This window comes from Pseudomonas sp. C32, assembly GCF_030417915.1.
GTDB lineage: Bacteria > Pseudomonadota > Gammaproteobacteria > Pseudomonadales > Pseudomonadaceae > Aquipseudomonas.
Genome location: NZ_JAUHUK010000009.1, coordinates 181,037 through 206,576, shown reverse-complemented (window position 1 = coordinate 206,576; position 25,540 = coordinate 181,037). Strand labels below are relative to the sequence as shown.

Annotated in this window: 24 protein-coding genes; 8 read left to right on the top strand and 16 right to left on the bottom strand. The window is 58.8% G+C overall.

Translation table 11 applies throughout. The features are described from left to right. Window positions 1-18 precede the first annotated feature (18 nt). Window positions 19-1,020: an LLM class flavin-dependent oxidoreductase gene (locus tag QYH43_RS12920; RefSeq protein WP_095059700.1), complete on the bottom strand. Its 1,002-nt coding sequence runs from the start codon at window positions 1,018-1,020 to the stop codon at window positions 19-21. Between the two features lie 238 nt (window positions 1,021-1,258). Here QYH43_RS12920 and QYH43_RS12915 point away from each other — a divergent pair, with 238 nt between their 5' ends. Together QYH43_RS12915 and QYH43_RS12910 are read left to right on the top strand one after the other, a co-directional pair. After that, a complete protein-coding gene (locus tag QYH43_RS12915; RefSeq protein ID WP_301157151.1) occupies window positions 1,259-1,690 on the top strand; it encodes an OsmC family protein in 432 nt (143 codons plus the stop codon). A gap of 135 nt (window positions 1,691-1,825) precedes the next feature. Continuing rightward, entirely contained in the window at window positions 1,826-2,059 is a 234-nt protein-coding gene (locus tag QYH43_RS12910; RefSeq protein ID WP_095152832.1) for a DUF1161 domain-containing protein, read from the top strand. Window positions 2,060-2,062: 3 nt separating this feature from the next. On the opposite strand, the gene QYH43_RS12905 is transcribed toward QYH43_RS12910, so the two are convergent. Both QYH43_RS12905 and QYH43_RS12900 read right to left on the bottom strand, forming a co-directional pair. Then, window positions 2,063-2,485 carry a hypothetical protein gene (locus QYH43_RS12905; protein WP_095059703.1) on the bottom strand — a complete coding sequence of 141 codons (423 nt, stop codon included), beginning with the start codon at window positions 2,483-2,485 and terminating at the stop codon, window positions 2,063-2,065. Between the two features lie 40 nt (window positions 2,486-2,525). Then, a complete protein-coding gene (locus tag QYH43_RS12900) occupies window positions 2,526-2,948 on the bottom strand; it encodes a hypothetical protein (RefSeq protein WP_095059704.1) in 423 nt (140 codons plus the stop codon). A 59-nt stretch (window positions 2,949-3,007) separates the two neighbouring features. On the opposite strand from QYH43_RS12900, the gene QYH43_RS12895 reads away from it, so the two are divergent. Further along, window positions 3,008-4,111 carry an aminopeptidase gene (locus QYH43_RS12895; RefSeq protein ID WP_301157150.1) on the top strand — a complete coding sequence of 368 codons (1,104 nt, stop codon included), beginning with the start codon at window positions 3,008-3,010 and terminating at the stop codon, window positions 4,109-4,111. Here QYH43_RS12895 and QYH43_RS12890 read toward each other — a convergent pair. The 4 genes from QYH43_RS12890 to QYH43_RS12875 form a co-directional block, all read right to left on the bottom strand. Beyond that, complete coding sequence (locus tag QYH43_RS12890) at window positions 4,093-5,322, bottom strand: nucleoside recognition domain-containing protein (protein ID WP_301157149.1); 1,230 nt, start codon at window positions 5,320-5,322, stop codon at window positions 4,093-4,095. The genes QYH43_RS12895 and QYH43_RS12890 overlap by 19 nt on opposite strands. A 190-nt stretch (window positions 5,323-5,512) precedes the next feature. Then, window positions 5,513-6,844: a glutamate/aspartate:proton symporter GltP gene (gene gltP / locus QYH43_RS12885; RefSeq protein WP_095059707.1), complete on the bottom strand. Its 1,332-nt coding sequence runs from the start codon at window positions 6,842-6,844 to the stop codon at window positions 5,513-5,515. Between the two features lie 810 nt (window positions 6,845-7,654). Then, on the bottom strand, window positions 7,655-7,819 hold the full coding sequence (locus tag QYH43_RS12880; RefSeq protein WP_020798027.1) for a DUF1328 domain-containing protein: 165 nt from the start codon (window positions 7,817-7,819) through the stop codon (window positions 7,655-7,657). A 70-nt stretch (window positions 7,820-7,889) separates the two neighbouring features. After that, the gene (locus QYH43_RS12875; RefSeq protein WP_095059708.1) at window positions 7,890-8,174 is read right to left on the bottom strand and encodes a hypothetical protein; all 285 of its coding nucleotides are present in this window, start codon (window positions 8,172-8,174) and stop codon (window positions 7,890-7,892) included. Between the two features lie 436 nt (window positions 8,175-8,610). Here QYH43_RS12875 and algB point away from each other — a divergent pair, with 436 nt between their 5' ends. Together algB and QYH43_RS12865 are read left to right on the top strand one after the other, a co-directional pair. Then, window positions 8,611-9,957: a sigma-54-dependent response regulator transcription factor AlgB gene (gene algB, locus QYH43_RS12870; RefSeq protein ID WP_095059709.1), complete on the top strand. Its 1,347-nt coding sequence runs from the start codon at window positions 8,611-8,613 to the stop codon at window positions 9,955-9,957. Between the two features lie 10 nt (window positions 9,958-9,967). Next, the gene (locus QYH43_RS12865) at window positions 9,968-11,761 is read left to right on the top strand and encodes a KinB sensor domain-containing domain (RefSeq protein ID WP_301157148.1); all 1,794 of its coding nucleotides are present in this window, start codon (window positions 9,968-9,970) and stop codon (window positions 11,759-11,761) included. Between the two features lie 7 nt (window positions 11,762-11,768). Here QYH43_RS12865 and QYH43_RS12860 read toward each other — a convergent pair whose 3' ends face one another. The 7 genes from QYH43_RS12860 to QYH43_RS12830 form a co-directional block, all read right to left on the bottom strand. After that, window positions 11,769-13,382: an EAL domain-containing protein gene (locus tag QYH43_RS12860; RefSeq protein WP_095059711.1), complete on the bottom strand. Its 1,614-nt coding sequence runs from the start codon at window positions 13,380-13,382 to the stop codon at window positions 11,769-11,771. Between the two features lie 75 nt (window positions 13,383-13,457). After that, complete coding sequence (locus tag QYH43_RS12855) at window positions 13,458-14,237, bottom strand: N-acetylmuramoyl-L-alanine amidase (protein WP_301157147.1); 780 nt, start codon at window positions 14,235-14,237, stop codon at window positions 13,458-13,460. 103 nt (window positions 14,238-14,340) lie between these two features. Beyond that, window positions 14,341-16,302 carry a diguanylate cyclase gene (locus QYH43_RS12850; protein WP_301157146.1) on the bottom strand — a complete coding sequence of 654 codons (1,962 nt, stop codon included), beginning with the start codon at window positions 16,300-16,302 and terminating at the stop codon, window positions 14,341-14,343. Continuing rightward, window positions 16,299-17,177 carry an endonuclease/exonuclease/phosphatase family protein gene (locus tag QYH43_RS12845; RefSeq protein WP_095059714.1) on the bottom strand — a complete coding sequence of 293 codons (879 nt, stop codon included), beginning with the start codon at window positions 17,175-17,177 and terminating at the stop codon, window positions 16,299-16,301. Before QYH43_RS12845 ends, QYH43_RS12850 begins: the two co-directional genes overlap by 4 nt. Window positions 17,178-17,191: 14 nt before the next feature. Continuing rightward, window positions 17,192-17,833 carry a thiol:disulfide interchange protein DsbA/DsbL gene (locus QYH43_RS12840; RefSeq protein ID WP_095059715.1) on the bottom strand — a complete coding sequence of 214 codons (642 nt, stop codon included), beginning with the start codon at window positions 17,831-17,833 and terminating at the stop codon, window positions 17,192-17,194. 198 nt (window positions 17,834-18,031) lie between these two features. Further along, window positions 18,032-18,661 (bottom strand): cytochrome c, encoded by a 630-nt coding sequence (locus QYH43_RS12835; RefSeq protein WP_095059716.1) that lies wholly within the window; start codon window positions 18,659-18,661, stop codon window positions 18,032-18,034. A 46-nt stretch (window positions 18,662-18,707) separates the two neighbouring features. After that, window positions 18,708-18,998 carry a cytochrome c5 family protein gene (locus QYH43_RS12830; protein WP_095059717.1) on the bottom strand — a complete coding sequence of 97 codons (291 nt, stop codon included), beginning with the start codon at window positions 18,996-18,998 and terminating at the stop codon, window positions 18,708-18,710. Window positions 18,999-19,189: 191 nt separating this feature from the next. Between QYH43_RS12830 and yihA the strand changes: the two genes are divergently transcribed. After that, window positions 19,190-19,834: a ribosome biogenesis GTP-binding protein YihA/YsxC gene (gene yihA / locus QYH43_RS12825; RefSeq protein WP_095059718.1), complete on the top strand. Its 645-nt coding sequence runs from the start codon at window positions 19,190-19,192 to the stop codon at window positions 19,832-19,834. 422 nt (window positions 19,835-20,256) lie between these two features. Here the strand turns inward: yihA and polA are convergent, their stop codons facing one another. Next, window positions 20,257-23,064: a DNA polymerase I gene (gene polA, locus QYH43_RS12820; protein WP_301157145.1), complete on the bottom strand. Its 2,808-nt coding sequence runs from the start codon at window positions 23,062-23,064 to the stop codon at window positions 20,257-20,259. A gap of 74 nt (window positions 23,065-23,138) precedes the next feature. Here polA and QYH43_RS12815 point away from each other — a divergent pair, with 74 nt between their 5' ends. Together QYH43_RS12815 and QYH43_RS12810 are read left to right on the top strand one after the other, a co-directional pair. After that, complete coding sequence (locus tag QYH43_RS12815) at window positions 23,139-23,429, top strand: DUF2782 domain-containing protein (protein ID WP_095059720.1); 291 nt, start codon at window positions 23,139-23,141, stop codon at window positions 23,427-23,429. A gap of 57 nt (window positions 23,430-23,486) precedes the next feature. Beyond that, window positions 23,487-24,437 (top strand): homoserine kinase, encoded by a 951-nt coding sequence (locus QYH43_RS12810; RefSeq protein WP_095059721.1) that lies wholly within the window; start codon window positions 23,487-23,489, stop codon window positions 24,435-24,437. A 171-nt stretch (window positions 24,438-24,608) separates the two neighbouring features. Here QYH43_RS12810 and QYH43_RS12805 read toward each other — a convergent pair whose 3' ends face one another. Next, window positions 24,609-25,529, bottom strand: a complete 921-nt coding sequence (locus tag QYH43_RS12805) for a zinc ABC transporter substrate-binding protein (RefSeq protein ID WP_301157144.1) — start codon at window positions 25,527-25,529, stop codon at window positions 24,609-24,611. Between the last annotated feature and the right edge of the window lie 11 nt (window positions 25,530-25,540).

Below are 25,540 nucleotides of genomic sequence, written 5' to 3'. Positions count from 1 at the left end.
TGTCATCGGGTTTTCGCATCAACCTTTCATGACTTGCGCCAGCAGTTCGTAGGAATGCACGCGATCGGAATGTTCGTACAAGTCACAGGTAAAAATCAGCTCGTCCGCCTGAGTCTGCTCAATGAGCACGTCCAGCTTGGCGCGGATTTTCTGCGGGCTGCCCACCATGGCCAACCCCAGGAAATCACGCACAGCTTCTCGCTCATGGGGTAGCCACAGGCCATCCATGGATTCCACCGGCGGACGCTGCACCAGGCTCTGACCACGCATGAGCGCGAGAATCCTTTGGTACACCGACGTCGCCAGGTAATCGGCTTGCTCATCGGTGTCGGCAGCCACCAGCGGCACACCGAGCATCACGTAGGGTTTGTCCAACACGGCCGATGGCTTGAAATGGTTGCGATAGACGCGAATCGCCTCGTGCATGTAGCGCGGCGCGAAATGTGAGGCGAATGCGTAGGGCAAACCGCGCTCACCTGCCAGTTGTGCACTGAACAGGCTCGAACCCAACAGCCAGACCGGTACATTCGTACCGGTGCCCGGCATTGCGATGATGCGTTGGTCCGGGGTTCGCGGGCCTAGGTAGCGGACCAGTTCGGCGACATCTTCCGGGAAGTCATCGGCGCTGCCGGAGCGTTCACGGCGCAGCGCGCGCGCGGTCATCTGATCGGAGCCAGGCGCACGGCCAAGGCCCAGATCGATCCGGCCAGGATAGAGGCTTTCCAGGGTGCCGAACTGCTCCGCGATCACCAGCGGCGCGTGGTTGGGTAACATCACGCCACCCGAACCGACACGAATGGTCGATGTGCCGCCCGCAAGATAGCCGAGCAGCACCGATGTAGCGGAACTGGCGATGCCATCCATGTTGTGGTGCTCGGCGACCCAGAAGCGGTTGTAGCCGAACTTCTCGACGTGTTGCGCCAGGTCCAGCGAGTTGCGCAGCGACTGGGCGGGGCTGCCGTTCTCGCGCACAGGCACCAGATCGAGGGTCGAGAACTTGATATCGGACAGTCGTTTCATAAACCTGCTTCTCCAAATGAGGGCGCAGGTTTTTATGCGAGCAAAAACCTGCCGAATCCAAAGGCGTGTTTCATGCAATGTGGGCATATACCCGAGATTCAATAGCCGGGTAAAAAATCCTGCAAAAAAAGCGTCCCGATCGGACAGGATGAACTTTGCGCCTCGGTCTATCCTCACAACCCTGCTAATCGAAAACCACAAAGGCGTGACATTTCGCGCCGCTCTTGAGGAGACAGGCATGGCTATCACCAAGAAAGCATCGGCTCATTGGGAAGGGGACCTGAAAACCGGCATCGGCTCGATTTCCACGGAAACCGGCGTACTCAGAGAGGCACCTTATGGCTTCAAAGCGCGCTTCGAGGGCGGCAAAGGTACCAACCCGGAAGAGCTGATCGGCGCAGCCCACGCGGGTTGTTTCTCCATGGCGTTTTCTATGATTCTGGGGGAGGCGGGGCTGAAAGCCGACAGCATCGATACCAACGCTGAAGTGACTCTGGACCAGGTGGATGGCGGCTTTGCGATCACGGCCGTGAAACTGATCCTCAAGGCGAAAATCCCCGGCGCAACTCAAGCCCAGTTCGAAGAGCTGAGCAACAAGGCTAAAGAAGGCTGTCCGGTGTCCAAAGTGCTGAATGCGAAAATCAGCCTGGATGCGACGCTGGTTGGCTAATACGCTTGCGCTTCGCAGCCTTCGGGCTGCGAACTTTTTGCCCTGAAACAAAACCTGAACGGCAAAACTGTGGTCGAATAAATGACAGCAGCCAAAACGCATTACCGTGCGTGCTGCCTCAAAGGAGCTTCAACCATGAAACGTTTTGCCTTGGCGGTTATCTGTTGCGCGCTGGCCACATCGGCGATCGCCGCACCGAAACCCTGTGAAGAACTCAAGGCCGAGATCGAAGCCAAGATCCAGGCCAGCGGAGTAACCTCCTACACGCTTGAAATCGTCACCAACGACGAAGTGCACGACAAGAATATGGTCGTGGGTTCGTGTGAAAACGGCACCAAGAAGATCATCTACCAGAAGAACGACCGCTGACACTCACATCAGGCAGTAGGCTTCCCGATCTTCAGCGACGATCTCCCGCTTGGCGTTATACAGCCGGGCGCCAGGGGTGAAGGCGATTGAGCGGCCTTCGAGCACGTAACGCTGACCGGCTTCGAAATGATCATATCTGATGGTCAGGTAGCAAAGCCGTTCCGAGGGCCCACTCATCATACTCATGCCCCCGCCACCGGGTACTTCGAAGTCGAACCGGACGACCAGCTCATGGCTGCCGGGCAACACTTCGAAATAACGCCCGTCGCGCAATCGCTGCTTGTCGAGGCGCTCGGCCATCAACAACTTGTCGTTAGGGAAGGGCGTAGAGAACTCCACCCAGGCCATTTGAGGATTGGGTGTCGGCATCGGGGTTTGGCAGCCCGCGACCACACTGGCGGCGAACAACAGCATCAACCTGCGCATGTTGGATGTCTCAAGGGGTAGGCATCCAGCATAACGCTGATCAGGTGCGTTGGCAGCCCGCCGGCGTGCCCTGACCAATCACTTTGCGCTGTTGATCGTAGAGCTTTGCCCAAGGCCGGAAACCGATATTGCCCGCCTGCAGTTCATAGCGCTCGCCGGCATTGAATTCCTTGAATTTCACGTTGATCTGACAATCGCGCCACAGCGGCTCAGCGTCGGGCCCGATGTTGGTGGGTTGCACGGTGAACTGGTAGCGAACGGTCAACTCATGGCTGCCGGGTTGAACCTCAAAGTAGCGCTTGTCCTCAGTGGCCTTGTCGTCGACCTCCAGTGCCTGCAAAGCCGTATCTTCTTGTTGTGAATCCAGATCGATCCAGGCTTGCGAGGGATCGTGGTGCGGTAGTCCAAATCCAGCACAGCCAGCCAGCAACAGCAGGCTTCCCGTCAGCATCAACATGCGCATAGCGGAGCTCCAGTCAGGCGGGATAGTCTTGCGGGCAGACTCTCCAGGGTAAATTCATTTTGATCAGGCCACTTCCAAGCCTTGGGTTACTTGATCGCGTTTTTCGCGTTTTGTTTCCGGGTGTGATGTTTTTGTTGCTCAACGGTTGCAGCAGCGTCAGCTATTACAGTCAGTTGGCCAGTGGCCAGCTGCAACTGTTGCGAGCGCGGGAGCCTGTTTGCGAAGTGATCGCCGATCCGGCTCGCGATCAAAAACTGCGCGCTCACCTGGCCCAGTCACAAAAGGCCCGGACGTTCGCCAGCCAGCAGCTGCGTCTACCGGACAACCAGAGCTATCGCCTGTACGCCGATATTGGCCGGCCATATGTGGTCTGGAATGTTTTCGTCACGCCGGAATTCTCCCTGACCCCGCAAAACCACTGCTTTCCCATCGCGGGTTGCGTGGCCTATCGCGGTTATTACAGCCAGAGCGCGGCTCGCGGTGAAGCAGCCCTGCAACGTCTGCAAGGTATGGATGTGTCGATTGGCGGTGTCGAGGCCTATTCGACACTCGGCTGGTTCAACGATCCGATCTTGAATTCGATGATGGGTTGGGGCGATGAACGACTGGCTACGCTGATTTTTCACGAGTTGGCGCATCAGCGTATGTATGTGAAGGACGACACCGAGTTCAACGAGTCGTTTGCCACGTTTGTCGAGCAAGAGGGCACTCGTCAGTGGCGCGCCTTTCGCAACCTTCCTCCCGATAACAATGCGCAGGCACGCCAGCGTGATCAGTTCATCGAACGGGTGCTGGATACCCGCAAGCGGTTGGAGAAGCTCTACGCGCTGCCATTGCCGGCCGAACAAATGCGTCAGCGCAAAGCGGCGGAGTTTGAGCGGTTACGTGGCGAATACCGGCAAATGCGCGACCGTCAGTGGGCAGGCGACAAACGCTACGACGCCTGGATCAATGCTCCGATGAACAATGCCCGATTGCTGCCGTTTGGCCTGTATGACCAATGGGTACCCGCATTTGCGGCATTGTTCAACCAGGCGGGCGGTGACTGGCTGAAGTTCTACGCCGCCGTGGAAAAGCTTGGCGCCTTGCCGCTCGAGGAGCGCAAGACAGCACTCAAAGCGCTGTCCGGATCAGCAAGCACCCATCAACCGAAGAACCAGTAGCAAACGCCGATCGCACCGAGCACCCCGGCCAGTTCCGCCAGCAGCGCACAACCGACCGCATGCCGAGCGCGCTGGATGCCCACGGCGCCGAAGTACACCGCCAGCACATAGAACGTCGTTTCGGTGCTGCCCTGGACGGTTGCCGCCACCAGCGCCGGGAAGCTGTCCACGCCCGAGGTCTTCATGGTTTCAATCAACATCGCCCGGGCAGCGCTGCCGGAGAAGGGTTTGACCATGGCGGTTGGCAACGCATCGACGAATCGCGTATCCCAACCAGCCCATTCCACCAGATGACGAATCCCGTCCAGGCCAAAGTCCAGCGCCCCGGACGCCCGCAGCACGCCCACCGCACACAGCATCGCCACCAGATACGGCAGCAGGTTCTTCGCGACATCGAAGCCTTCTTTGGCACCCTCGACGAAGGCCTCGTAGACCTTCACTTTGCGCAGCGCGCCGATCACAAGGAACAGCATGATCAGACCGAACAGCGTCAGGTTGCCGAGGATCGATGACAAACCGGCCAGTGCGGCGGCCGACATCGTGCCCAACAGCGCCATGAAGCCACCGAGGATGAGGGCACCGGGAATCATGTAGGCCAGCACCACCGGGTCCCAGATGCGCAGGCGTTGCATGAAGGCCACGGATAAAAAGCCGACGATGGTCGAGCAACTGGTGGCCAGCAGAATGGGCAGGAACACCAGCGTCGGGTCAGGCGCGCCTTGTTGGGCGCGGTACATGAAGATCGTCACCGGCAACAGCGTCAGGGACGACGCGTTGAGCACCAGGAACAGGATCTGCGCGTTACTGGCGATGGTGGCGCTGGGATTGAGCTCCTGCAGGGCCTTCATGGCTTTGAGGCCAATCGGCGTGGCTGCGTTGTCCAGGCCCAGGCCGTTGGCGGCGAAGTTCAGGGTGATCAGGCCGATGGCCGGGTGACCGGGCGGGACTTCCGGCATGAGGCGCAAAAACAGCGGGCCGAGCGCCTTGGCCAGCCATTCGACGATCCCGGCTTTCTCGGCGATCCGCAGAAAGCCGAGCCAGAGGGTGAGGGTGCCGAACAGCAGGACCATCACTTCGACCGACAGCTTGGCCATGGCGAAAATGCTCTCCACCATCGCCGCAAAAATCCCGGCATTACTGCCGACCAGCCACTGCACCAGCGCCGATATTGCGGCCACAACGAAGAAGCCAAGCCACAGGCCATTAAGCATCAGTCAAATCCCCCAAAAGATGCGCGAATGATAGCGGGGTGGCCAGAAACGACAAACCCCGGATTTCTCCGGGGTTTGTCTATGCGCTACACATCTGTAGGAGCCGGCTTGCTGGCGATTGCTGCACCGCGGTGTATCTGTCACATCGCGTTATCGTTCATCGCCAGCAAGCCGGTTTCTACAGAGGGTGTCAGTTGCTGGAAACTTCACCAGCCGGCAGCTTTTCCTTGCTGCGCCAGTGTGGCAGGGAGTTCCAGTAGCGCTGGCCCTTGGCATCGTCGTACATGCCTTCCCAACGCGAGATAACCAGTACGGCCAGGGCGTTGCCGATCACGTTCAGTGCGGTACGCGCCATGTCCATGATGCGGTCGACACCGGCGATGAACGCCAGACCTTCCAGCGGAATACCAACGCTGCCCAGAGTTGCCAGCAGTACCACGAAGGACACGCCCGGTACGCCGGCGATGCCTTTGGAGGTGACCATCAGGGTCAGGACCAGCAGCAGTTGCTGGCCGACCGACAGGTCAATGCCGTACAGCTGAGCAATGAAGATCGCCGCGATGCTTTGATACAGGGTCGAACCGTCGAGGTTGAACGAGTAGCCGGTCGGTACCACGAAGCTGCAAATGGCTTTCGGTGCGCCGTAGGCTTCCATCTTCTCGATCACGCGCGGCAGCACGGTCTCGGAGGAAGCGGTGGAGTAGGCCAGCACCAGCTCATCCTTGAAGATGCGCATCAGCTTGATCACCGAGAAGCCGAACAGGCGTGCGATCAGGCCCAGCACCACGAAGGCGAAGAAGGCGATGGCGACGTAAACCAGGATCACCAGTTTCGCCAGCGGCAGCAGGGAAGCGAAACCGAAGTTGGCCACGGTTACCGCGATCAGTGCGAAGACGCCGATCGGGGCGTAGTTCATGATCATGTGGGTGACCTTGAACATGCTTTCCGACACGCCCTGGAACATCGTGACCAGCGGATCACGCAACTCTGGCTTGAGGCTCGACAGACCGAGACCGAACAGCACGGAGAAGAAGATGATCGGCAGCATTTCGCCGCGGGTCATGGCCGCGAAGATGTTCGACGGGATCAGGTTGAGGATGGTCTCAATGAACGCGTGTTCATGCTGGACCTCCGCCGCCGTCGCCTGGTACTTGGAGATATCCACCGTTCCCAGCGTGCTCATGTCGATGCCGGCACCCGGATGGAACAGGTTGGCCATCAGCAGGCCTACGACGATGGCAATGGTGGTGACGACTTCAAAGTAGATGATGGTTTTGAGGCCGATGCTACCGAGTTTCTTCGCATCACCCACACCGGCAATGCCGACGATCAGCGAAGAGATCACGATCGGGATCACAATCATCTTGATCAGACGGATAAAGATATCGCCTGCCGGTTGCAGGACGTTGCTGATCCACCAGGCTTTTTCGGCACTGAAATGGTTGAGCAGCGCACCGATTGCAATCCCCAATACCAGACCGATGAGGATCTGCCAGGCGAGGCTAAGCTTTGCCTTCTTCATATCTTTACCCTTACTTCAGTTTGACTCGGACAGACGCATGGACTGGCCCGCTTGTGGCGAAACCGTCTGTGCATCTGCCCCCGTATAAGGAGCCCCGGAGCACTTGTTAATAGCTCTCTGGCAGGCGAAAAAAGGCGCAACTATTCCGATGCAAGGAAGCGACGTCTAATGCCGTAAACGCCTACCCCATGCCGAATCGGCATGAGGTTTTTTTACTGAAAGCGACGTCGCAATCGGTTCGAATACGACATTTCAGCAGGCATAAGCGCCGTGAACCGGTCATCACAGAGCAGGTTGGTTGTTTTTTGAGCAGGGCAGGATCGTGGTTTTTTCAGCAAAATCCCACGTGATGGCGAGAAAAATCACAGCAAAATAACGGTTATTTTTCTCGATATACGGTCACAGAGATTGCTGCGCAAATCATGTTTGTGAGCGCAGATGACCAACGGGAGAGGAAAAACGAAGGAATGACGGTCTCAAGCGTATGTGTGATCAAGCCCTTCGCAAGTCCGTCGAGCCTGGGTCGGTCGGCGAACTTGCGACGCAGCTTTTCCTGACCCGGCCCTCGCGCAGGCACTCCCTGTACCCGTAGGTCACTCCGCCCCTGACACAGGCAGAACGTCCCGACCCCATGGTCATGCGCCGGCCTTCCTCAGGTGGCGCAGATGGAAAGAAGCGCGGCGGCCTCTTTCCTGTACAAATTCTGATCTTTCAACAAACCCTGCATACGCAGATCAGGCATGTCGGCAAGCCCTGGCACTACCGCCCAACAGCAGGGCGGCTGCCAGTGTTTTCGACAAACCGCTCATGTCAGCCGCGACCGCGACGGCTAAAGAAGAAGGAAGCAATGAACATCACCAGGAACACGACAAACAGAATCTTGGCGATACCCGTGGCGGTGCCCGCGATACCACCGAAGCCCAGTACGGCAGCGACAATGGCAATGATCAGGAATGTGATTGCCCAGCTCAACATGGTGATTCTCCTTACGCGTCTATTAAAGGTGCTGCGTTTCCCGGCGCATCAAAGGCGACAGGTGTATTGCCTAGAACACCCAACGCTCCTGGGGACGCATCTCGTCCACAGGCTGGGCCTGGTCGACGTCCATCATTCGCATCGGGGTGCTGTCGGCCTGGCTGCTGACAGCGCTGAATTGGGTTTGGGTCGGGTACTGAAACGTTGGGCGCGCCGCGTCTGGCTGCTGACTCTGCTCCCAGCGCACAAACTGCTGGCCGCCGATCAATGTGATCATCAGCGCCAGAGCAGCGAACAAGCCTTGCTGGAAATACAGCGGCGATAGGCGCAAGTGGGCGGCACGTTGACGGTTCATCCTGAAGCTCCTCCCAATCAAGTCGGGATTGACGGGCGTTTGTTCTTGAATGCCCTGGTTAATCAGACCATTGCACCCTGCATGCCAGATTTTTTTGAGAACAAAACACCTTTTAAATCAATACGTTATCAACTTAACGAAAATCACTTCAGGCGCATCCTGCACGATGCCGACCCTAGAACCGTGCGAATTGCACGATCCCAATCAAGGAAGTCGTAATTTTTTTGGAATTGCGAGGAGGGCGCAGATGTCAGAAATGGACGCAGGACGTTGTCTGAAACCGGGATTCTATTAAAAGACCCAAAGAATCAGGCTGCTAACTGATCATTGAGATGAGCGCTACCCTCTCTGTGCAGGAATGGCTCAGAATCAACCATGCAACTTGCCCGATTTTTCCGGGACTAAATTCAGACCATTCACTAAGGAGCGTAGGAAAATGGAATCAGCCACTGAGCATCAAGGCCGTATTCTGCTGGTGGACGATGAATCCGCCATCCTGCGTACTTTCCGATATTGCCTCGAAGACGAAGGCTACAGCGTGGCCACTGCCACCAGCGCCGCGCAGGCAGAGACGTTGCTGCAACGTCAGGTTTTCGATCTGTGCTTCCTCGATTTGCGCCTTGGCGAAGACAACGGGCTCGATGTGCTGGCGCAAATGCGCGTACAAGCGCCCTGGATGCGGGTCGTGATTGTCACGGCGCACTCGGCCGTCGACACGGCAGTGGACGCCATCCAGGCCGGTGCCGCCGACTATCTGGTCAAGCCATGCAGCCCTGATCAATTGCGACTGGCCACCGCCAAGCAATTGGAGGTGCGGCAACTGTCGGCGCGCCTGGAAGCCCTGGAAGGTGAGGTACGCAAACCCAAGGATGGTCTGGACTCCCACAGTCCGGCCATGAAGGTGGTTCTCGAAACCGCCCGACAGGTCGCCACCACCGACGCCAACATCCTGATTCTTGGCGAATCCGGCACCGGCAAGGGTGAGTTGTCCCAGGCGATCCACGGCTGGAGCAAGCGGGCGAAGAAATCCTGCGTCACGATCAATTGCCCGTCGCTGACGGCCGAGCTCATGGAAAGCGAGCTCTTCGGCCATAGCCGTGGCGCATTCACCGGGGCGAGCGAAAGCACCCTGGGTCGCGTCAACCAGGCTGACGGTGGCACGTTGTTTCTTGACGAAATCGGCGATTTTCCACTGACGTTGCAGCCAAAGTTGCTGCGCTTCATCCAGGACAAGGAGTATGAACGCGTCGGCGATCCCGTGACCCGTCGCGCCGATGTGCGCATCCTCGCGGCCACCAACCTCAACCTTGAGGACATGGTGCGTGACGGCCGCTTCCGCGAAGATCTGCTCTATCGACTGAACGTCATTACTTTGCACCTGCCGCCGCTGCGTGAACGCCGCGAAGATATTCTCACCCTCGCCGATCGGTTCCTGGCGCGGTTCGTCAAAGAGTACGCACGTCCGGCACGGGCCTTCAGCGATGAGGCGCGGGAAGCGCTGCTGAGCTACCGCTGGCCGGGCAACATCCGCGAGCTGCGCAATGTCGTCGAACGCGCGAGCATCATCTGCCCGCAGGAGCGCGTCGAGATCAACCACCTGGGCATGGCCGAAACCCCGGTCAACAATGCGCCACGTATCGGCGCGGCGCTGAGCCTGGACGAACTGGAAAAAGCCCACATCGGCGCAGTCCTGGCCACCGCCGACACGCTCGACCAAGCCGCCAAAACCCTCGGCATCGATGCTTCGACGCTGTACCGCAAACGCAAGCAGTACAACTTGTGAGCCACTGCCAATGAAACTGGCGATGAAGTTGAGGACACGGCTCTTCCTGAGCATTTCCGCACTCATCACCGCAGCCTTGTTCGGGCTGCTACTCGGGCTGATCGGCGTGATGCAGATGGCGGCTAGCCAGGAATCGCTGATCCGCAACAATTTCGCCACTCTGGATCTGGGTCTCAAGCTACGTCAGACCCTGGGCGACCAACTGGTCATCCTGCTCAGCGACAAACCCGATCCAAATGCCTTCGAAGCCTCCAAGCAGCAATACTTCAGTTTGCTTGAAGAAGGTATCGCCCAAGAGCCACAAGACGAGAAAGGCAACGAGTACGGATTCAGAAAAGCCAAGGCGGATTACCAGAGCTTCATCCAGGCGTATGAGCTGTCCCCGAACACCACAAATGTCCTCGGCAGCCACAATGACCTCGCCGACAAGTTCAACGCACTGCGTAATGGCTTGATCATCGAACACAAACGCGCGCTGGACGCCATCAACCTGATCCAGCAACAGGCCCGTGAACGTGCGCTTCTGGTAGCCGGGTTACTCGGGCTGGTGGGACTGGCAGTGCTGATCATCGGCTTCGTCACCGCCCATGCCCTTGCTCGGCGTTTCGGAGCGCCGATTGAAGCCCTGGTCCAGGCAGCGGATAACATCGGCCAAGGTAATTTCGACGTCACCCTGCCGATCTCGTCGGCTGCGGAGTTGAACCAACTGACCCGGCGTTTCGGGATCATGGCCGAAGCATTGCGTGACCATCAGGCCACCAACGTCGACGAGCTTCTGGCAGGTCAGCAGCGTTTGCAGGCAGTCCTCGACAGTATCGACGACGGTCTACTGATGATCGACCGCCAGGGCAACCTGGAGCACCTCAACCCCGTGGCCCAACGCCAACTCGGCTGGGACTCTGACCGCTTGGGGCAGGGCTTGGGCACGGCATTGGAGCGCCCTGAACTCGATCCGCAGCTGCAACTGGTCCTGCGCGGCGGCACGCTGGAGCGAGCGCCGGACGATTTGAGCATCGAGGTCGACGGTGAAGCGCGCGTGTTGACCTACAGCCTGACCCCGGTCAGCCATACCCAGGGCCATATTCTCGGTGCCGTGATGGTGCTGCATGACGTAACGGAACAGCGGGCCTTCGAACGGGTACGCAGCGAGTTCGTGTTACGAGCGTCTCATGAGTTGCGAACACCGGTCACCGGCATGCACATGGCGTTCGGTCTGTTTCGCGAACGTGCGCACTTTGCCCCTGACTCCCGGGAGGCCGATCTGCTGGACACGGTCAACGAAGAGATGCAGCGCCTGATGCAACTGATCAACGACCTGCTGAACTTCTCCCGCTACCAGAACGGCTTGCAAAAACTCACCCTGACACCCTGTTCCATCGAGGATTTGCTGGAGCAGGCTCAAACACGCTTTGCCGAATCAGCCAGCGAAAAGGAAATCGACCTGCTGGTAGAAGTGCAGGGACCGTTGCCTTGGCTGCAAGCTGACCAGCTGCAATTGGACCGGGTACTCGATAACCTGATCGACAACGCGCTGCGCCACACCGGCTCGGGCGGGCGCATACGTCTGCAGGCCCGACGGCATGGCGATCGGGTGATCATCAGCGTTGAAGACAATGGCGAAGGCATTGCCTACGGCCAGCAAGGACGGATCTTTGAACCGTTCGTGCAGGTCGGGCGCAAGAAGGGCGGTGCCGGGCTCGGTCTGGCCCTGTGCAAGGAAATCGTGCAATTGCATGGCGGTCGGATGGGCGTCTATTCACGACCAGGACAGGGCACACAGTTCTACATGGCGCTGACCGTTTAGAGCGGCGTCAGGCTTCATCATCCAATCGTCGCACCGTGCGGCGGCGCCCTCGGGTGATCAGTTCAATGAACTGCACCGCGCTCAGGGCCTGGGCGAACAGCCAGCCCTGACCGAACTTCACGCCCTCGCTGCTGAGTAACGCAGCCTGGGCTTCATGTTCGATGCCCTCGGCAATCACCTTGAGGTGCAGTGACTGGGCCATGTGGATGATGTGCGGAGCCACACCACTGCTGGCGGCGTCATGGCCCAGGGCGTCGATAAACGCCTTGTCGATTTTCAGGCAGTCCACCGGCAAGGTTTGCAGGTAGGCGAGGCTGCAATAGCCGGTACCGAAATCATCGATCAACACCTGATGCCCGACATCCCGCAAGGCTTGCAGGTTTTCCCGGGCCACTACCACATCGATCAGGCCGCGCTCGGTGACCTCGAAGGCAATCTGCCGGGCCGCGACCCGATGCAGTGTCAGCAACCGCTCCATGACCTGGCCGATCCGCGGAACCATCACGTCACACGCCGCGAGATTGACCGAAATGTAGAGCTGAGGATTGGCGCGCAGCAGTTGCCCGAGTTGTTCAAGCAGGCGTTGCAGCACGAAGTCTGTCATCTGGCGAATTTGCCCGGTGTTCTCCGCCATTGGAATGAACAGATCGGGACTGGTCAGTGTGCCGTCCGGCCTGCGCCAACGCAGCAGGGCTTCAGCGCCCACACAGTTACGGCTATCGAGGTCGAAGATCGGTTGATACAACACCTGCAACTCGCCGCGTCGAATCGCGCCGGTCAGCTCGGCGTCCAGCGACTGTCGCTGACGCACCAGCAGAAACACCAGGAATCCCACGCACACACCCAACGCCAAACTGGCCGGCAACAACCACCACCAGACCGTCGGCACATGCATGCCGCTACGTGGACTGATCAACACCAATTGGTATTCCGGGTTGTCGGTGGGCATGCGGTAAATCAGGCGCGTCCCGGTAATTTGCAGCGCGTCTCGATTTTTCGGTGGCCAGCCTTTTTTCGGTGGCCAGGGCTGTGAGACCCCCAGCACCGGAATGGCCCGCGCGCCATCGTCCAGAACAACCAGCAGGCTGCTACCCGGCGACAGATCGACCATGTCGGTCAAATGCCCACGAGACGTCGCCACGCGAAAATTGCCGCGCCCGAGCATCAGCGCGGCACGGTTTTCGTCGGGTTCAGTCGTGGTATTGAGCCAGTAACTGTAGGTAGGGCCTTCGATGTCTGGCGGTCGAATCAGCGACAACCCTTCCTGACGCGGTCGATTTGAGCAGACACGCGAAGCATCCATGTAGGCTGCTTCGTAAACGAAACGGTAATTGAAACTGACCGCCTGCAAGGTCGCGATCATCTCATCGTCGCAGCCTCTTAACGGCTGGGCCTCAAGGTCGTCGAGACTTTCTCGCAACTGCCCGAAAAGTTGTTCCAGACGGGCGAGGAAACGTTCGCCCTGAGCGTTCATTTCCTCGCTCTCGTTTTGCTCAACCTGATGCAGTGCGACGAACAGACTGCCTGTCATCAACATGCCTGTGCTCAAGACAGCCGCCATCAACCCCAGAAACCAGGGGTGATAGAACCAACTTCGAAAGGTATCTCGAGCAGCAGCCATTGTGGAATTCCGGCGAATTACCAATGAGTTATAGCTGCTGATTGAGAAAGCGCCCGCACCGTCGGGCGGTCGTCATTATTTTGTCTGATTTAAGACCATCAACATCGCCGCCGTTTGCGCATCCGGCGTGCCGTCGAAACGGGCTGGCCGGAAACGCATCTGAAACGCTGCGATCACATGCCGTGTTGCAACATCCAGCTCACCGGTTTGTGGCGTGGAATAGCCTAATCGTGCCAATTGCGACTGAAACCAGCTGATGCTCGGCAATTGTGCGGCGAACTGCATTTGCTGGCGCGCCACGGCCTGTTCGTTCGGCCAGATGCCGATACCCTCGGCGGCGAGGCGCTTCCAGGGGAACAGCGGGCCCGGGTCCAGTTTGCGCAGCGGTGCGATGTCACTGTGACCGATGATGTAGCGAGGATTGATGGTGTAGCGCTTGCTGATGTCCTTGAGCAGCACGATCAAGGACTGAATCTGATCCTCGGTGTACGGATACCAGAGCCGGCCGGTCGGGGTGTCCTTGAAGCCCGGATTGACGATTTCGATGCCGATGGAGCTGGAGTTCAGCCAGGTCCTGCCGTCCCACTCGCTTTCACCGGCGTGCCAGGCACGCTGGCTTTCGTCCATCAGCTTGAAAATGGTGGCGCCCTTGTCATCACCGATCAGGTAATGACTGCTGACCTCGCCATGGGTCAGCAATTGCAGCGAACGCTCCATTGAGGCATTGGTGTAGTGCACCACCACGAACTGGATGCGGCTGTCGAAATTGGCAGACTTGTGACGGGTGTCGAATCGAGGGCCGCTGGCACAGCCGGCCAGCAGGATCAGAGACACGATGAGGGCGAAATATTTCATGGCGAGAGGCAGTACGCAGGAGTCGATAATGCAACAGTGTAACGTACCGTCCCGAACACGGACGGCATTCACGCTGAATTAAACATAATGGAACAATTGGCGATCAGCCCGGTTCGACCCGATTACGACCTGCATTTTTCGCTCGATATAACGCCTGATCGGCCCTTTTAAGCGCCTGATCGCTATGCTCGCCCGGGCGCAACGCTGTCATCCCCATAGAAATGGTGATGGTCACCGGCTCACCCTTGAAGTGAAACGGGCAGGCCTCGATGGCAGCACGGAGGTTTTCCAGCAGTTTCAGACCGGCCGCAGGCACCATGGAAGGCATCAACAGGACAAACTCTTCACCACCGAACCGGGCAATGAAATCCGTACCACGCAGCCGCTTGCGCAACACACCGGCAATGATTTTCAACACTTTGTCGCCCGCCAGGTGCCCGTAGTTATCATTGATGCGCTTGAAATGATCGAGGTCGAGCATGGCCAGCAACAACGTGTTGCCATGTTGCTGCCACTGTTTGACTTCATCCTCCAGCCGCTCGCTCCAGGCGGCCCGATTGGGCAGCCCGGTCAACGGATCGATCAAGGCTTTCTGGCGCTGCTCTTCAAGGTGTTCGCGGTAACCTTGGGCTTCCTGCTCCATATGGGCGACCCGTTCCGCCAGACTGTGCAGGCGTGCGGCGACCTCTTGCTCGCGTTCGTCGCGTTTTTTCTGGTGCTCGTCCATGGTGCCGAGCAGGCCTTCTAGGTGGTTTTCCAGGACGACTTTGAGATCGTCCAGATCCGCCGCTTCTTGCATGCTGCTCTGCAAACCGTCGACCTGTTCGCGGATCTGCGTGTCCATCTCGCGTGCGGCCGAACGGTTGTCGGCGTGACCGGCGCTGGCTGCCTGAAGGTTGCTCTGGAACGACTCAAGACGCTCGTTGAGTCGCTGCAGGTAGGCTTCGAATTCGTGCTGGCCACTATCAGTAATCGCCAGCATCAACGTCGCGAAATCGTCGAGGATCGGCAGCAATTCGTACCAGTTCAAACCATTTTTCAGACGATCACGCATGGACTCGGCTTGCGGTCGATGGCGCTCGGGCAACGTCAGGTTCTCCAGCAGGCCCAGCAGTGTGTCTTCAATATGGCTGGCCACCGAGCTGTAAGACGGCTCGGGGGAGTCTGGCAGGGCGTAAAGGATGTGCTCGGATAACGCCGGATCGACCGGGGTGATTTCAACCGTGGCGGTCGGTGGACGGGGCGCGTTTTCTGCCGATGCCTGGGTGATCAGTTCATCGGGGTTGATGGCCGATACAGTAATTGGCAGCAGCGTCTCGGGGGCCTGTTGCTCCTGGGTTTCGCTTACTGGAGCAGGTTCGGGATGGCCCACAACAAGCGGCTGGACGATTGAATCGTCGGCCGGCACAAGTAATTCGGTAAGCCGGGGTTCGGGCGCCAGTGACTGTGGCTTCGACACCTCGACCAAAGGTTGCCGGGCCGTAGGTGGCTCGACGCTGACAGGCGCCGCAGGGGCATCCGGGGTGTTCGCTGCCTCCGCATCACGATGTCCAAACAACCGCTGCAACAGACCCGGTCGATCCTGCTCGGCCGGGTTCTCAAGCTGGCTCAGCGCTTTACCTTGCAGACCACTCAGCTCACTGAGCAACAATGGAATCTCACGCGCCTGACCCACTCGGGCATCCAGTTGTTTGGCAAAACTCTTGAGCGGCCGACTCACTTCCCGTGGCAACGGCAGTGTTTGCAACTGAGTGACCAGCGCGGTCAGGGCGGCGCTGGTCTGGTTGATCCGGGTTTCGCGGCGTTGCTCAGAGTCGAGCACGGCTTTTTCCAGACGCGGAATCAACGCCGCCAGGCCGGCGTCCATGTCATCGGTACGCACGACTTCGCGCATTTCCTTCATGCACTGGTCCACGGCGCGGTCGGTGCCTTCCGCCGCCAAGGTGCTGCGCACCAGCCCGCGCCGCAACAGGTCGAGTCGTGCATCCCAACGGCGTTCGAGTTTTTCCTGTTGTTCGATGCTTTTGAGGTACTTCTCTTTCCAGCGCTGTGTTTCGTCGCTCATTCAGGGGTTCCGCGAAGGGCAGGACTCAACGCGGGCAATGCATCGGCCGTGAGCGAACCCGGCAGACGAATCTCTACCGCGACCGGCAGGTGATCGGAAATGGGTTGGGCCAGCACCTCGACCTTTTCAAGGGTCAGGGTCGGACTCAAAAGAATATGGTCCAGGCAGCGCTGTGGGCGCCAGCTGGGGAACGTCGCTTCCAGCTGCGGGGCCAGCAGGCCGAGGTCACGCAATGGAGAGTTTTGCAGCAGGTCACTGGCATGGGTGTTCATGTCGCCCATCAGCACCTGGTGCTTATAGCCACCAATGAGCTCGCGGATATAAGCCAATTGCAGGCTTCGAGTACGCGCACCGAGCGCGAGATGCATCATGACCACCACCAGTGCCTCCGGACCTTCGCCGAAGCGCACCAGAATCGCTCCACGGCCTTTTGGCCCAGGCAATGGATGGTCCTCGATCGCCCATGGGCGCAGACGGCTGAGCACGCCATTGCTGTGCTGGCCGAGACGGCCGAGATTGCGATTGAGCTGTTGATACCAGTAGGGGAATGCGCCGAGCTGGGCCAGGTGTTCGACCTGATTGACGTAACCTGAACGCAGGCTGCCGCCATCGGCTTCCTGCAAGGCGACCAGATCGAAGTCGCCCAGCAGATTGCCGATCTTCTGCAGATTACCGGCGCGCCCGGTGTGGGGCAGCAGATGTTGCCAGCCCCGCGTCAGGTAGTGCCGATAGCGCTCGGTACTGATGCCGACCTGAATATTGAAACTGAGCAGGCGCAAACGACTGTCTGCGGGCAGGCCCGTCGACTCCAGATGGTGCTCGTTAACCCGCGGATCATGCAGGCCAACGATGCGTTCAGTACCCCAGCGGCGCATGGAAAACGATGCCCTTAGTTGGCGGCAGCCTTATTAGCCGCTCGCTCTTTGTCGATCAGTTTATCGGCCAGTTGCAAGGCTTGTTCGGCACCGCCGGCAGAGCCCACGTCGAAGCGATACTTGCCGTTGACGATCAAGGTTGGAACGCCGGTGATTTCATATTTTTTGGCCAGTTCAGTGGCTTTGGTGATTTGGCCTTTGATGGCGAAAGAATCGAAAGTCGCCAGGAATTTGTCCTTGTCGACGCCCTGGGTGGCCAGGAAATCGGCCATGTCATTCTTGTCGGTCAGCTTTTTGTGCTCTTTCTGAATCGCTTCGAACACCGCGGTATGGACCTTGTGCTCGACACCCATCGCTTCGAGGGTCAGGAACAGCTGGCCGTGTGCGTTCCAAGGGCCACCGAACATGGCAGGGATACGGACGAAGTTCACGTCGGAAGGCAGCTTCTCGACCCATGGATTGATCACCGGCTCGAAAGCGTAGCAATGCGGGCAGCCGTACCAGAACAGCTCAACCACTTCGATCTTGCCAGGCACGGCAACCGGAACCGGATTGGTCAGTTCGACATAAGGGGCGGCTGGGGCTTCGGCGGCCTGGGCAGTCATGCCGAACAGGCTGGCAGCGGCAAAAACGGCGCTGATGATCAGATTACGCATGCTTTACTCCTGGACAATTTTATCGCCTCGCGCGACCTGTTCTCAGACAGATCGCGGCGGGCTCGAGTTCTGTAGTGTAGCGGCAGCGGCCACAAAAAAGGGCGGCCAAAGCCACCCTTTTTATACTTGCTGTGACGGATTAATCGAGCGTTAACGTTGCAAGAGATATGCAACCGCGTCACGCCCGATTCGTCGGTCTTAGTGCAGGCCCTGAATGTAGCTGGACACTGCGGCGATGTCTTCGTCGCTCAGGCGCTTGGCGATGGTCTGCATGGTTTTCGCATCGCCATCGTTGGTGCGACCGCCTTCTTCCTTGCGGAAATCAGTCAGTTGCTTGGCGACGTATTGAGCGTGCTGGCCACCCAGGTGCGGGAAACCGGCGGCAGCGTTGCCGGTGCCGTTTGGCGAGTGACAGCCGGTGCAGGATGGCAGGCCCTTGGCCATGTCGCCGCCACGGAACAGTGCTTCACCCCGTGCCACGATTTTCGGATCGGCGGCGCCGACGCTGCCTTTCTGGCTGGCGAAGTAAGCGGCGATGTCCGCCAGGTCCTGATCGCTCAGGTTGGTCAGCAGGCCGGTCATTTCCAGAACCGTGCGCTTGCCCGACTTGATGTCGTGCAGCTGCTTGGTCAGGTAGCGTTCGCCCTGACCCGCCAGTTTTGGAAAGTTTGGCGCCATGCTGTTGCCATCCGGTCCGTGGCAAGCGCCACATACGGCGGCTTTTGCCTGGCCTGCGGCGGCGTCACCGGGTTTTACTGGCTCACCTGCAGCATTGGCAATGCCGGAGATCCCCATGGTCAACAGCAGACTCACGATCAATTTGTTCATCAGCTAATCCAACTACGGCTAAGGGTTGAAGAGTTATGGACCGGGCTTACTCGCTCATCCAATGGATGATGGCTTGGTAATCCTCGGCACTGCAGTCCATGCACAAACCACGCGGCGGCATCGCCTTGAAACCCTGGGTCACGTGTTGCACCAGCGTCTCCATACCTTTCGCCAACCTCGGCGTCCAGGCTTCCTGATCGCCCTTGCGGGGCGCCGTTGGAAGCTGGCCGGAATGACAGGCACCACAAACACGGTTGTACACAGCTTCCGGATCCTGTGTAGCCTGAGCGCTGTAAAGCGGCATCAAGACACCGGCAGCTAGCAGCCATTTCGTCATAAAACGACCTTTTCAGGGTTGAGAGCGTGCTGCGTTCTAGTGCGCAATCAAGGTCTGTCGCTCTCGTGAACTTCATCCTACGCTGGGACAAAGCGCACACAAAATCTGCGGCATTATATACTGGCGTCACTGAAACGGAAGCGACACTGCTTGCCGCACCTATTCCTGGCGCCGCCCACATCGGAAATCCCATGCAACTCAAGAATCCCATCCTCGGTCTGTGCCAACAGTCCACCTTCATGCTCAGCGCCGCCAAAGTCGACCAATGTCCGGATGACGAAGGCTTTGAAGTCGCCTTCGCCGGGCGTTCCAACGCTGGCAAATCGAGTGCACTGAACACCCTGACCCACGCCAGCCTGGCGCGGACCTCGAAAACCCCGGGTCGCACGCAACTGTTGAATTTCTTCAAGCTAGACGATGAACGCCGTCTGGTCGACCTGCCGGGCTACGGTTATGCAAAAGTACCGATTCCGCTCAAGCAACACTGGCAGCGTCACCTGGAAGCCTATCTCGGCGGCCGCGAGAGTTTGAAGGGTCTGATTCTGATGATGGACATCCGCCATCCGATGACCGATTTCGACCTGCTGATGCTCGACTGGGCCGTGGCCGCGGGCATGCCGATGCACATTCTGCTGACCAAAGCGGACAAGCTGACCTACGGCGCCGCCAAGAACACGCTGCTCAAGGTTCAAGCGGAAATCCGCAAGGGCTGGGGCGATCTCGTGACCATTCAGCTGTTTTCGGCCCCCAAGCGCATGGGCCTGGAAGACGCCTACACTGTATTGGCAGGGTGGATGGAATTGGCGGACAAGGGCTCCGAAGCAGAAGCCGAATAAGCGAGAAAAACTGCCTGTGACGCACTCAGGCAGTTTTCTTCAGGCAAAAAAAACCCCGGACTTCTTATGGGGAGGGGGAAGTTCCGGGGTTCAAATTCTAGACCGCTAGGGCGGGGTCCAGATATCTGCCAACACTTAACACAACATAGGAGCTCGAAGGGCTTCACCAGCCATTCAGTAACTCTGAGTGCCTGAATCGAAGATTAGTTCAGATTTTTTTCGATTAGCTTTGGAATAACCCCAAGAACGCTTCGAACTAAGCAGCCCTCGCCCCCTCTGCCGCGGCATTTCGCCGCGCAGAAACGATGATTTCTCTGTTGGAGCGAGCTTGCTCGCGATGGAGTGTCATCCAAGTCAATGTGGCTGATACACCTTCGCGAGCGGGCTCGCTCCTACAGGGGGCCGTGGCCTTTTCAGACGGGTTAGTGAGCCTCATCCCAGTTGTTTCCGACGCCGACTTCCACCAGCAGCGGAACATCGAGCTTCGCCGCTTCGCTCATGTGCACGCGAATTTCTTCGCGGACCTGATCGACCAGATCCTCACGCACCTCAAGCACCAGTTCATCGTGCACCTGCAGGATGACTTTGGCGTCCAGGCCCGAGGCTGTCAGCCAGTCATCCACCGCGACCATGGCTTTCTTGATGATGTCTGCAGCGGTGCCCTGCATCGGCGCGTTGATCGCCGTGCGCTCAGCGGCAGCGCGTTCTTGCGGCTTGTTGGAGTTGATGTCCGGCAGGTACAGGCGCCGTCCAAAGAACGTCTCCACGAAACCTTGCTCGGCCGCTTGGGCACGAGTGCGATCCATGTACTGGCGAACGCCGGGATAACGGGCGAAGTACGTATCGATGTAAGCCTTGGCGGTCTTGGTGTCGACGCCAATGTCCTTGCCGAGCTTCTGCGCACCCATGCCGTAGATCAGGCCGAAGTTGATCGCCTTGGCGCTGCGGCGCTGGTCGGAGGTCACGTTCGCCAGGTCGTCCACCTTGAAGACCTCGGCGGCGGTCGCGGTATGCACGTCCAGATTGTGGCGGAAGGCGTTCATCAACCCTTCATCTTTGGACAGGTGCGCCATGATCCGCAGTTCGATCTGCGAATAGTCCGCTGCGAGTAATTTGTAACCGGTCGGTGCCACGAAAGCCTGACGAATGCGACGCCCTTCAGCCGTGCGCACCGGAATGTTCTGCAGGTTCGGATCGCTGGAGGACAGCCGGCCGGTGGACGCCACCGCCTGATGATACGACGTGTGAATCCGCCCGGTGCGCGGGTTGATCTGTTCCGGCAAGCGGTCGGTGTAGGTGCTTTTCAGCTTGCTCATGGAACGGTATTCCATCAGCACCTTAGGCAACCGGTAGTCGTCCTCGGCCAGTTTCGCCAGCACCTCTTCGGCGGTGGACGGCTGGCCCTTGGCGGTTTTCTTCAGCACCGGCAGACCGAGTTTTTCGTAGAGGATCACGCCCAGTTGCTTGGGCGATCCAAGGTTGAACTCTTCCCCGGCAATCTCGAAGGCTTCACGCTCCAGCGCGACCATCTTGTCACCCAACTCGATGCTTTGAATGCCGAGCAACGCGGCATCAACGAAAGCGCCTTGGCGCTCGATGCGCGCCAGCACCGGCACCAAGGGGATTTCGATGTCGGTCAGCACGCTGGCCAGGCTCGGGATGGCGCTGAGCTTTTCATGCAGGACCTGATGCAGACGCAAGGTGATGTCAGCGTCTTCGGCCGCATACGGACCGGCCTGTTCAAGAGCGATCTGGTCAAACGTCAGCTGCTTCACGCCTTTGCCGGCGATGTCCTGGAAACTCACCGTGGTGTGATCCAGGTATTTCAGCGCCAGGCTGTCCATGTCGTGGCGAGTCGCCGTCGAATTGAGGACGTAAGACTCGAGCATGGTGTCGAACGCAACGCCGCGCACGGTGATGCCGTTGGCTTGATCGCCGCCGATGGCGCAGTTGGCCAGGATGTTGATGTCGAACTTGGCGTGCTGACCCACTTTGAGCTTGTTCGGATCTTCCAGGATCGGCTTCAGCGCGCGCAGGACGGTGTCGCGATCCAGCTGCTGCGGTACGCCGATGTAGGAATGGGTCAACGGGATGTAGGCCGCTTCGTTGGCCTGCACCGCGAACGACAACCCCACCAGTTGCGCCTGCTGCGCATCAATGCCGGTGGTTTCGGTATCGAAGGCGAACAGCTTGGCGTTGTTCAGTTTTTCCAGCCAGACATCGAAACGCGCTTGATCGAGGATGGTTTCGTAAGCGGCTTCAGCAGCGACGATCGGTGCTTCGGCCTCGGGTTCGCTGAACAGGTCGACGGCCGGTGCAGGCTCGGCGGCAGCGCTCAGCTCCAGGCGTTTGGCGTCGCGATCAAGGTCGTTCAGCCAGCTTTTGAATTCCAGCAGGGTGTACAACTCGTAGAGTTTCGCCGGATCTTCCGGACCCATTTGCAGATCGTCGAGGCCAATGTCCAAAGGCACGTCGACCTTGATGGTCGCCAGTTGATAGGAGAGGAATGCCATCTCCTTGTGCTCTTCGAGTTTGGCCGGCAGGGTCTTGGCGCCACGGATCGGCAGGGTCGGGACGATGTCGAGCTGCGCATAGAGGTCGGTCAGGCCACCATTCACGCCAACCAACAGGCCGGAGGCGGTCTTCGGACCGATGCCCGGAACGCCCGGGATGTTGTCGGACGAATCGCCCATGAGTGCCAGATAATCGATGATCTGCTCGGGAGCGACGCCGAATTTCTCCTTCACACCGTCCACGTCCATGCTGCTACCGGTCATGGTGTTGACCAAGGTAATGTGACCATCGACCAGTTGCGCCATGTCCTTGTCGCCGGTCGAGATGATCACCGGGCGATCGGCGGCCGCGCTGCTGCGGGCCAGGGTGCCGATCACATCATCGGCCTCGACGCCTTCGACGCACAGTAACGGGAACCCGAGGGCGATCACGCTCTGGTGCAGCGGTTCGATCTGCACGCGCATGTCGTCGGGCATGCTCGGACGGTTGGCCTTGTATTCGGCGTACATTTCATCGCGAAAAGTCCCACCCTTGGCGTCGAACACCACGGCGAACGGACTGTCCGGATATTGCTTGCGCAGGCTCTTGAGCATGTTCAACACGCCCTTGACCGCGCCGGTCGGCAGGCCTTTGGAAGTGGTCAGCGGTGGCAGCGCGTGAAAGGCGCGGTACAGGTAAGAAGAACCGTCCACCAGGACGAGGGGGGCTTGGCTCATGAGCAGGATCAACCTTTTCGGCGGGTCCGGCGCTAGAATAGCGGGACCGTTGACGACAAAGGGACAAGGTTATCATGCGCACACTAAATCGCCTGTTGCTGGCTGGCTTGTTTGCAATCACACCGTTGGCCGCCATGGCGGCGGACGATGCGCCATCGCCGGAACCGGAAGTTACCATCCGCACGGAAGGGGACAAGGTCATTCAGGAGTACCGCCAAAACGGTTTCCTGTATGCGATCAAGGTCACGCCGAAGGGTGCGCCACCGTATTTCCTGGTGCGCTCTGACGGGACGGATGCAAACTTCATCCGCTCGGATCAGCCAGATATGCTGATTCCCGCGTGGAAAATCTTTGAGTGGAAGTAGTTTCTTAATTTCAATCGGCGCTGGCCCAACAGCGGCGCCCGTACTGGCAGTTTAAACATGTCTGTGTTCACCCCCCTGGCTCGGCCCGAGCTGGAAGCTTTTCTCGCCCCTTATGGCCTCGGCCGCCTGCTTGATTTCCAGGGGATTGCCGCCGGTAGCGAAAACACCAATTTCTTTATCAGTCTGGAGCAGGGTGAATTCGTCCTGACCCTGATCGAGCGCGGCCCGGTTCAGGAGATGCCGTTCTTCATTGAACTGCTCGACGTACTGCATGACGCCGACCTGCCGGTGCCTTACGCGATCCGCACCACCGACGGCGTGGCCTTGCGTGAACTGGCCGGCAAGCCTGCGCTGTTGCAACCGCGCCTGGCCGGCAAGCACATCAAGCAAGCCAACGCGCAGCATTGCACGCAGGTGGGCGAGCTGCTGGGGCATCTGCACCTGGCGACCCAGAACAACATGATCAAGCGCAAAACCGATCGTGGCCTGGACTGGATGCTGGAGGAAGGCACGCAGTTTCTATCGCACGTTAATGCCGAGCAAAAAAATCTGCTGCAACGGGCGCTGGACGAAATCGCACAACAGAAAGAGAAAATTCTGGCGCTGCCACGCGCCAACATCCACGCCGACCTGTTCCGCGACAACACGATGTTCGAAGGTACGCACCTGACCGGGCTGATCGACTTCTATAACGCCTGCTCGGGGCCGATGCTCTACGACGTGGCGATTGCCTTGAACGACTGGTGTTCGGACGACGACGGTTTGATCGACGGACCGCGAGCGCGGGCCTTGTTGGGCGCTTATGCCGCGTTGCGTCCGTTCACGGCGGCCGAAGCCGAACTGTGGCCGACGATGTTGCGGGTGGCGTGTGTAAGGTTCTGGCTGTCACGCTTGATTGCGGCGGAGTCGTTCGCCGGTCAGGACGTGTTGATTCACGATCCGATGGAGTTCCAGTTGCGATTGGCGCAGCGGCAGACGGTCAATACACCGTTGCCTTTCGCCCTTTAAGGCAAAAGATCGCAGCCTTCGGCAGCTCACAGAGATATGCGTAACTCTGTAGACGCCGGCTTGCTGGCGATGGTCGTTAACGATAACGCGTAGGGCATGGTTAAACGCGGTGCCCTTGAGTCCATCGCCAGCAAGCCGGCTCCTACATGGGGCTGCAATCTTTTTATGGGGTTACAACGACTCCAGGCACCCCGCCAAATCATTCCCCAGCTTCTCCAGCAGCTGCTCATACCCCTGAGCAGTCGCAGGCGTGTACCCGCCCAGCGCATCCAGTTCCGCCAGTTTCACCGGCAGCCCCGCCACCAGTGTTTCAGCCAAACGCGGACGCAGCGGCGGTTCGCTGAACACGCAAGTCTTGCCGACTTCCTGCAAACGCGTGCGCATCGCCGCCACGTGCTGGGCACCGGGTTGTACTTCCGCAGCGACACTGAACACGCCCGCGTGCTTGAGGCCATAGGCGTCTTCGAAGTAGTCGAAGGCTTCGTGGAACACGAAGTAGGGTTTGCCTTCAATGCCGGCCAGACGTTTCTTCAGCCGAAGGTCGATCGCATCGAGACGCTCATCGAACGCCTTGAGGTTGCTTTGATAGCGCGTGGCATTGGCAGGGTCGGCAGCGCTGAGGTCGGCAGCCATTTTACTGGCGATAACCCGGGCGTTGACCGGAGACAGCCACAAGTGCGCGTCCAGGCTGCCGGGACGGTGATCGTGGTCATGTTCGTCGGCTTCTTCGGGATGGGAGTGGTTATCTTCGGCGAAATGTCGGAGTTTCAGCCCAGGCAGGTCCTGCACGGCAATGCTCGGCAGCGTACGACCCTTCAGCACGCGGGGCAGGAAACCTTCCATGTCCGGGCCAATCCAGTACAGCAGATCCACCGACTGCACCTTGCGTACGTCGGACGGGCGCAAGGCATAGTTATGCGGCGATGCACCGGGTGGCAGCAAAACCTCTGGAATCGCCACACCGTCCTGCACTGCCGCGGCAATCAACTGCAACGGCTTGATGCTGGTAAGAACCTTGACCTCGGCTTGCGCCGTACCGATCAGCAGAAAACTTGCGATAAATGCGACAAAGATAGAAAAAAGTCGGGACACGATGACCACTC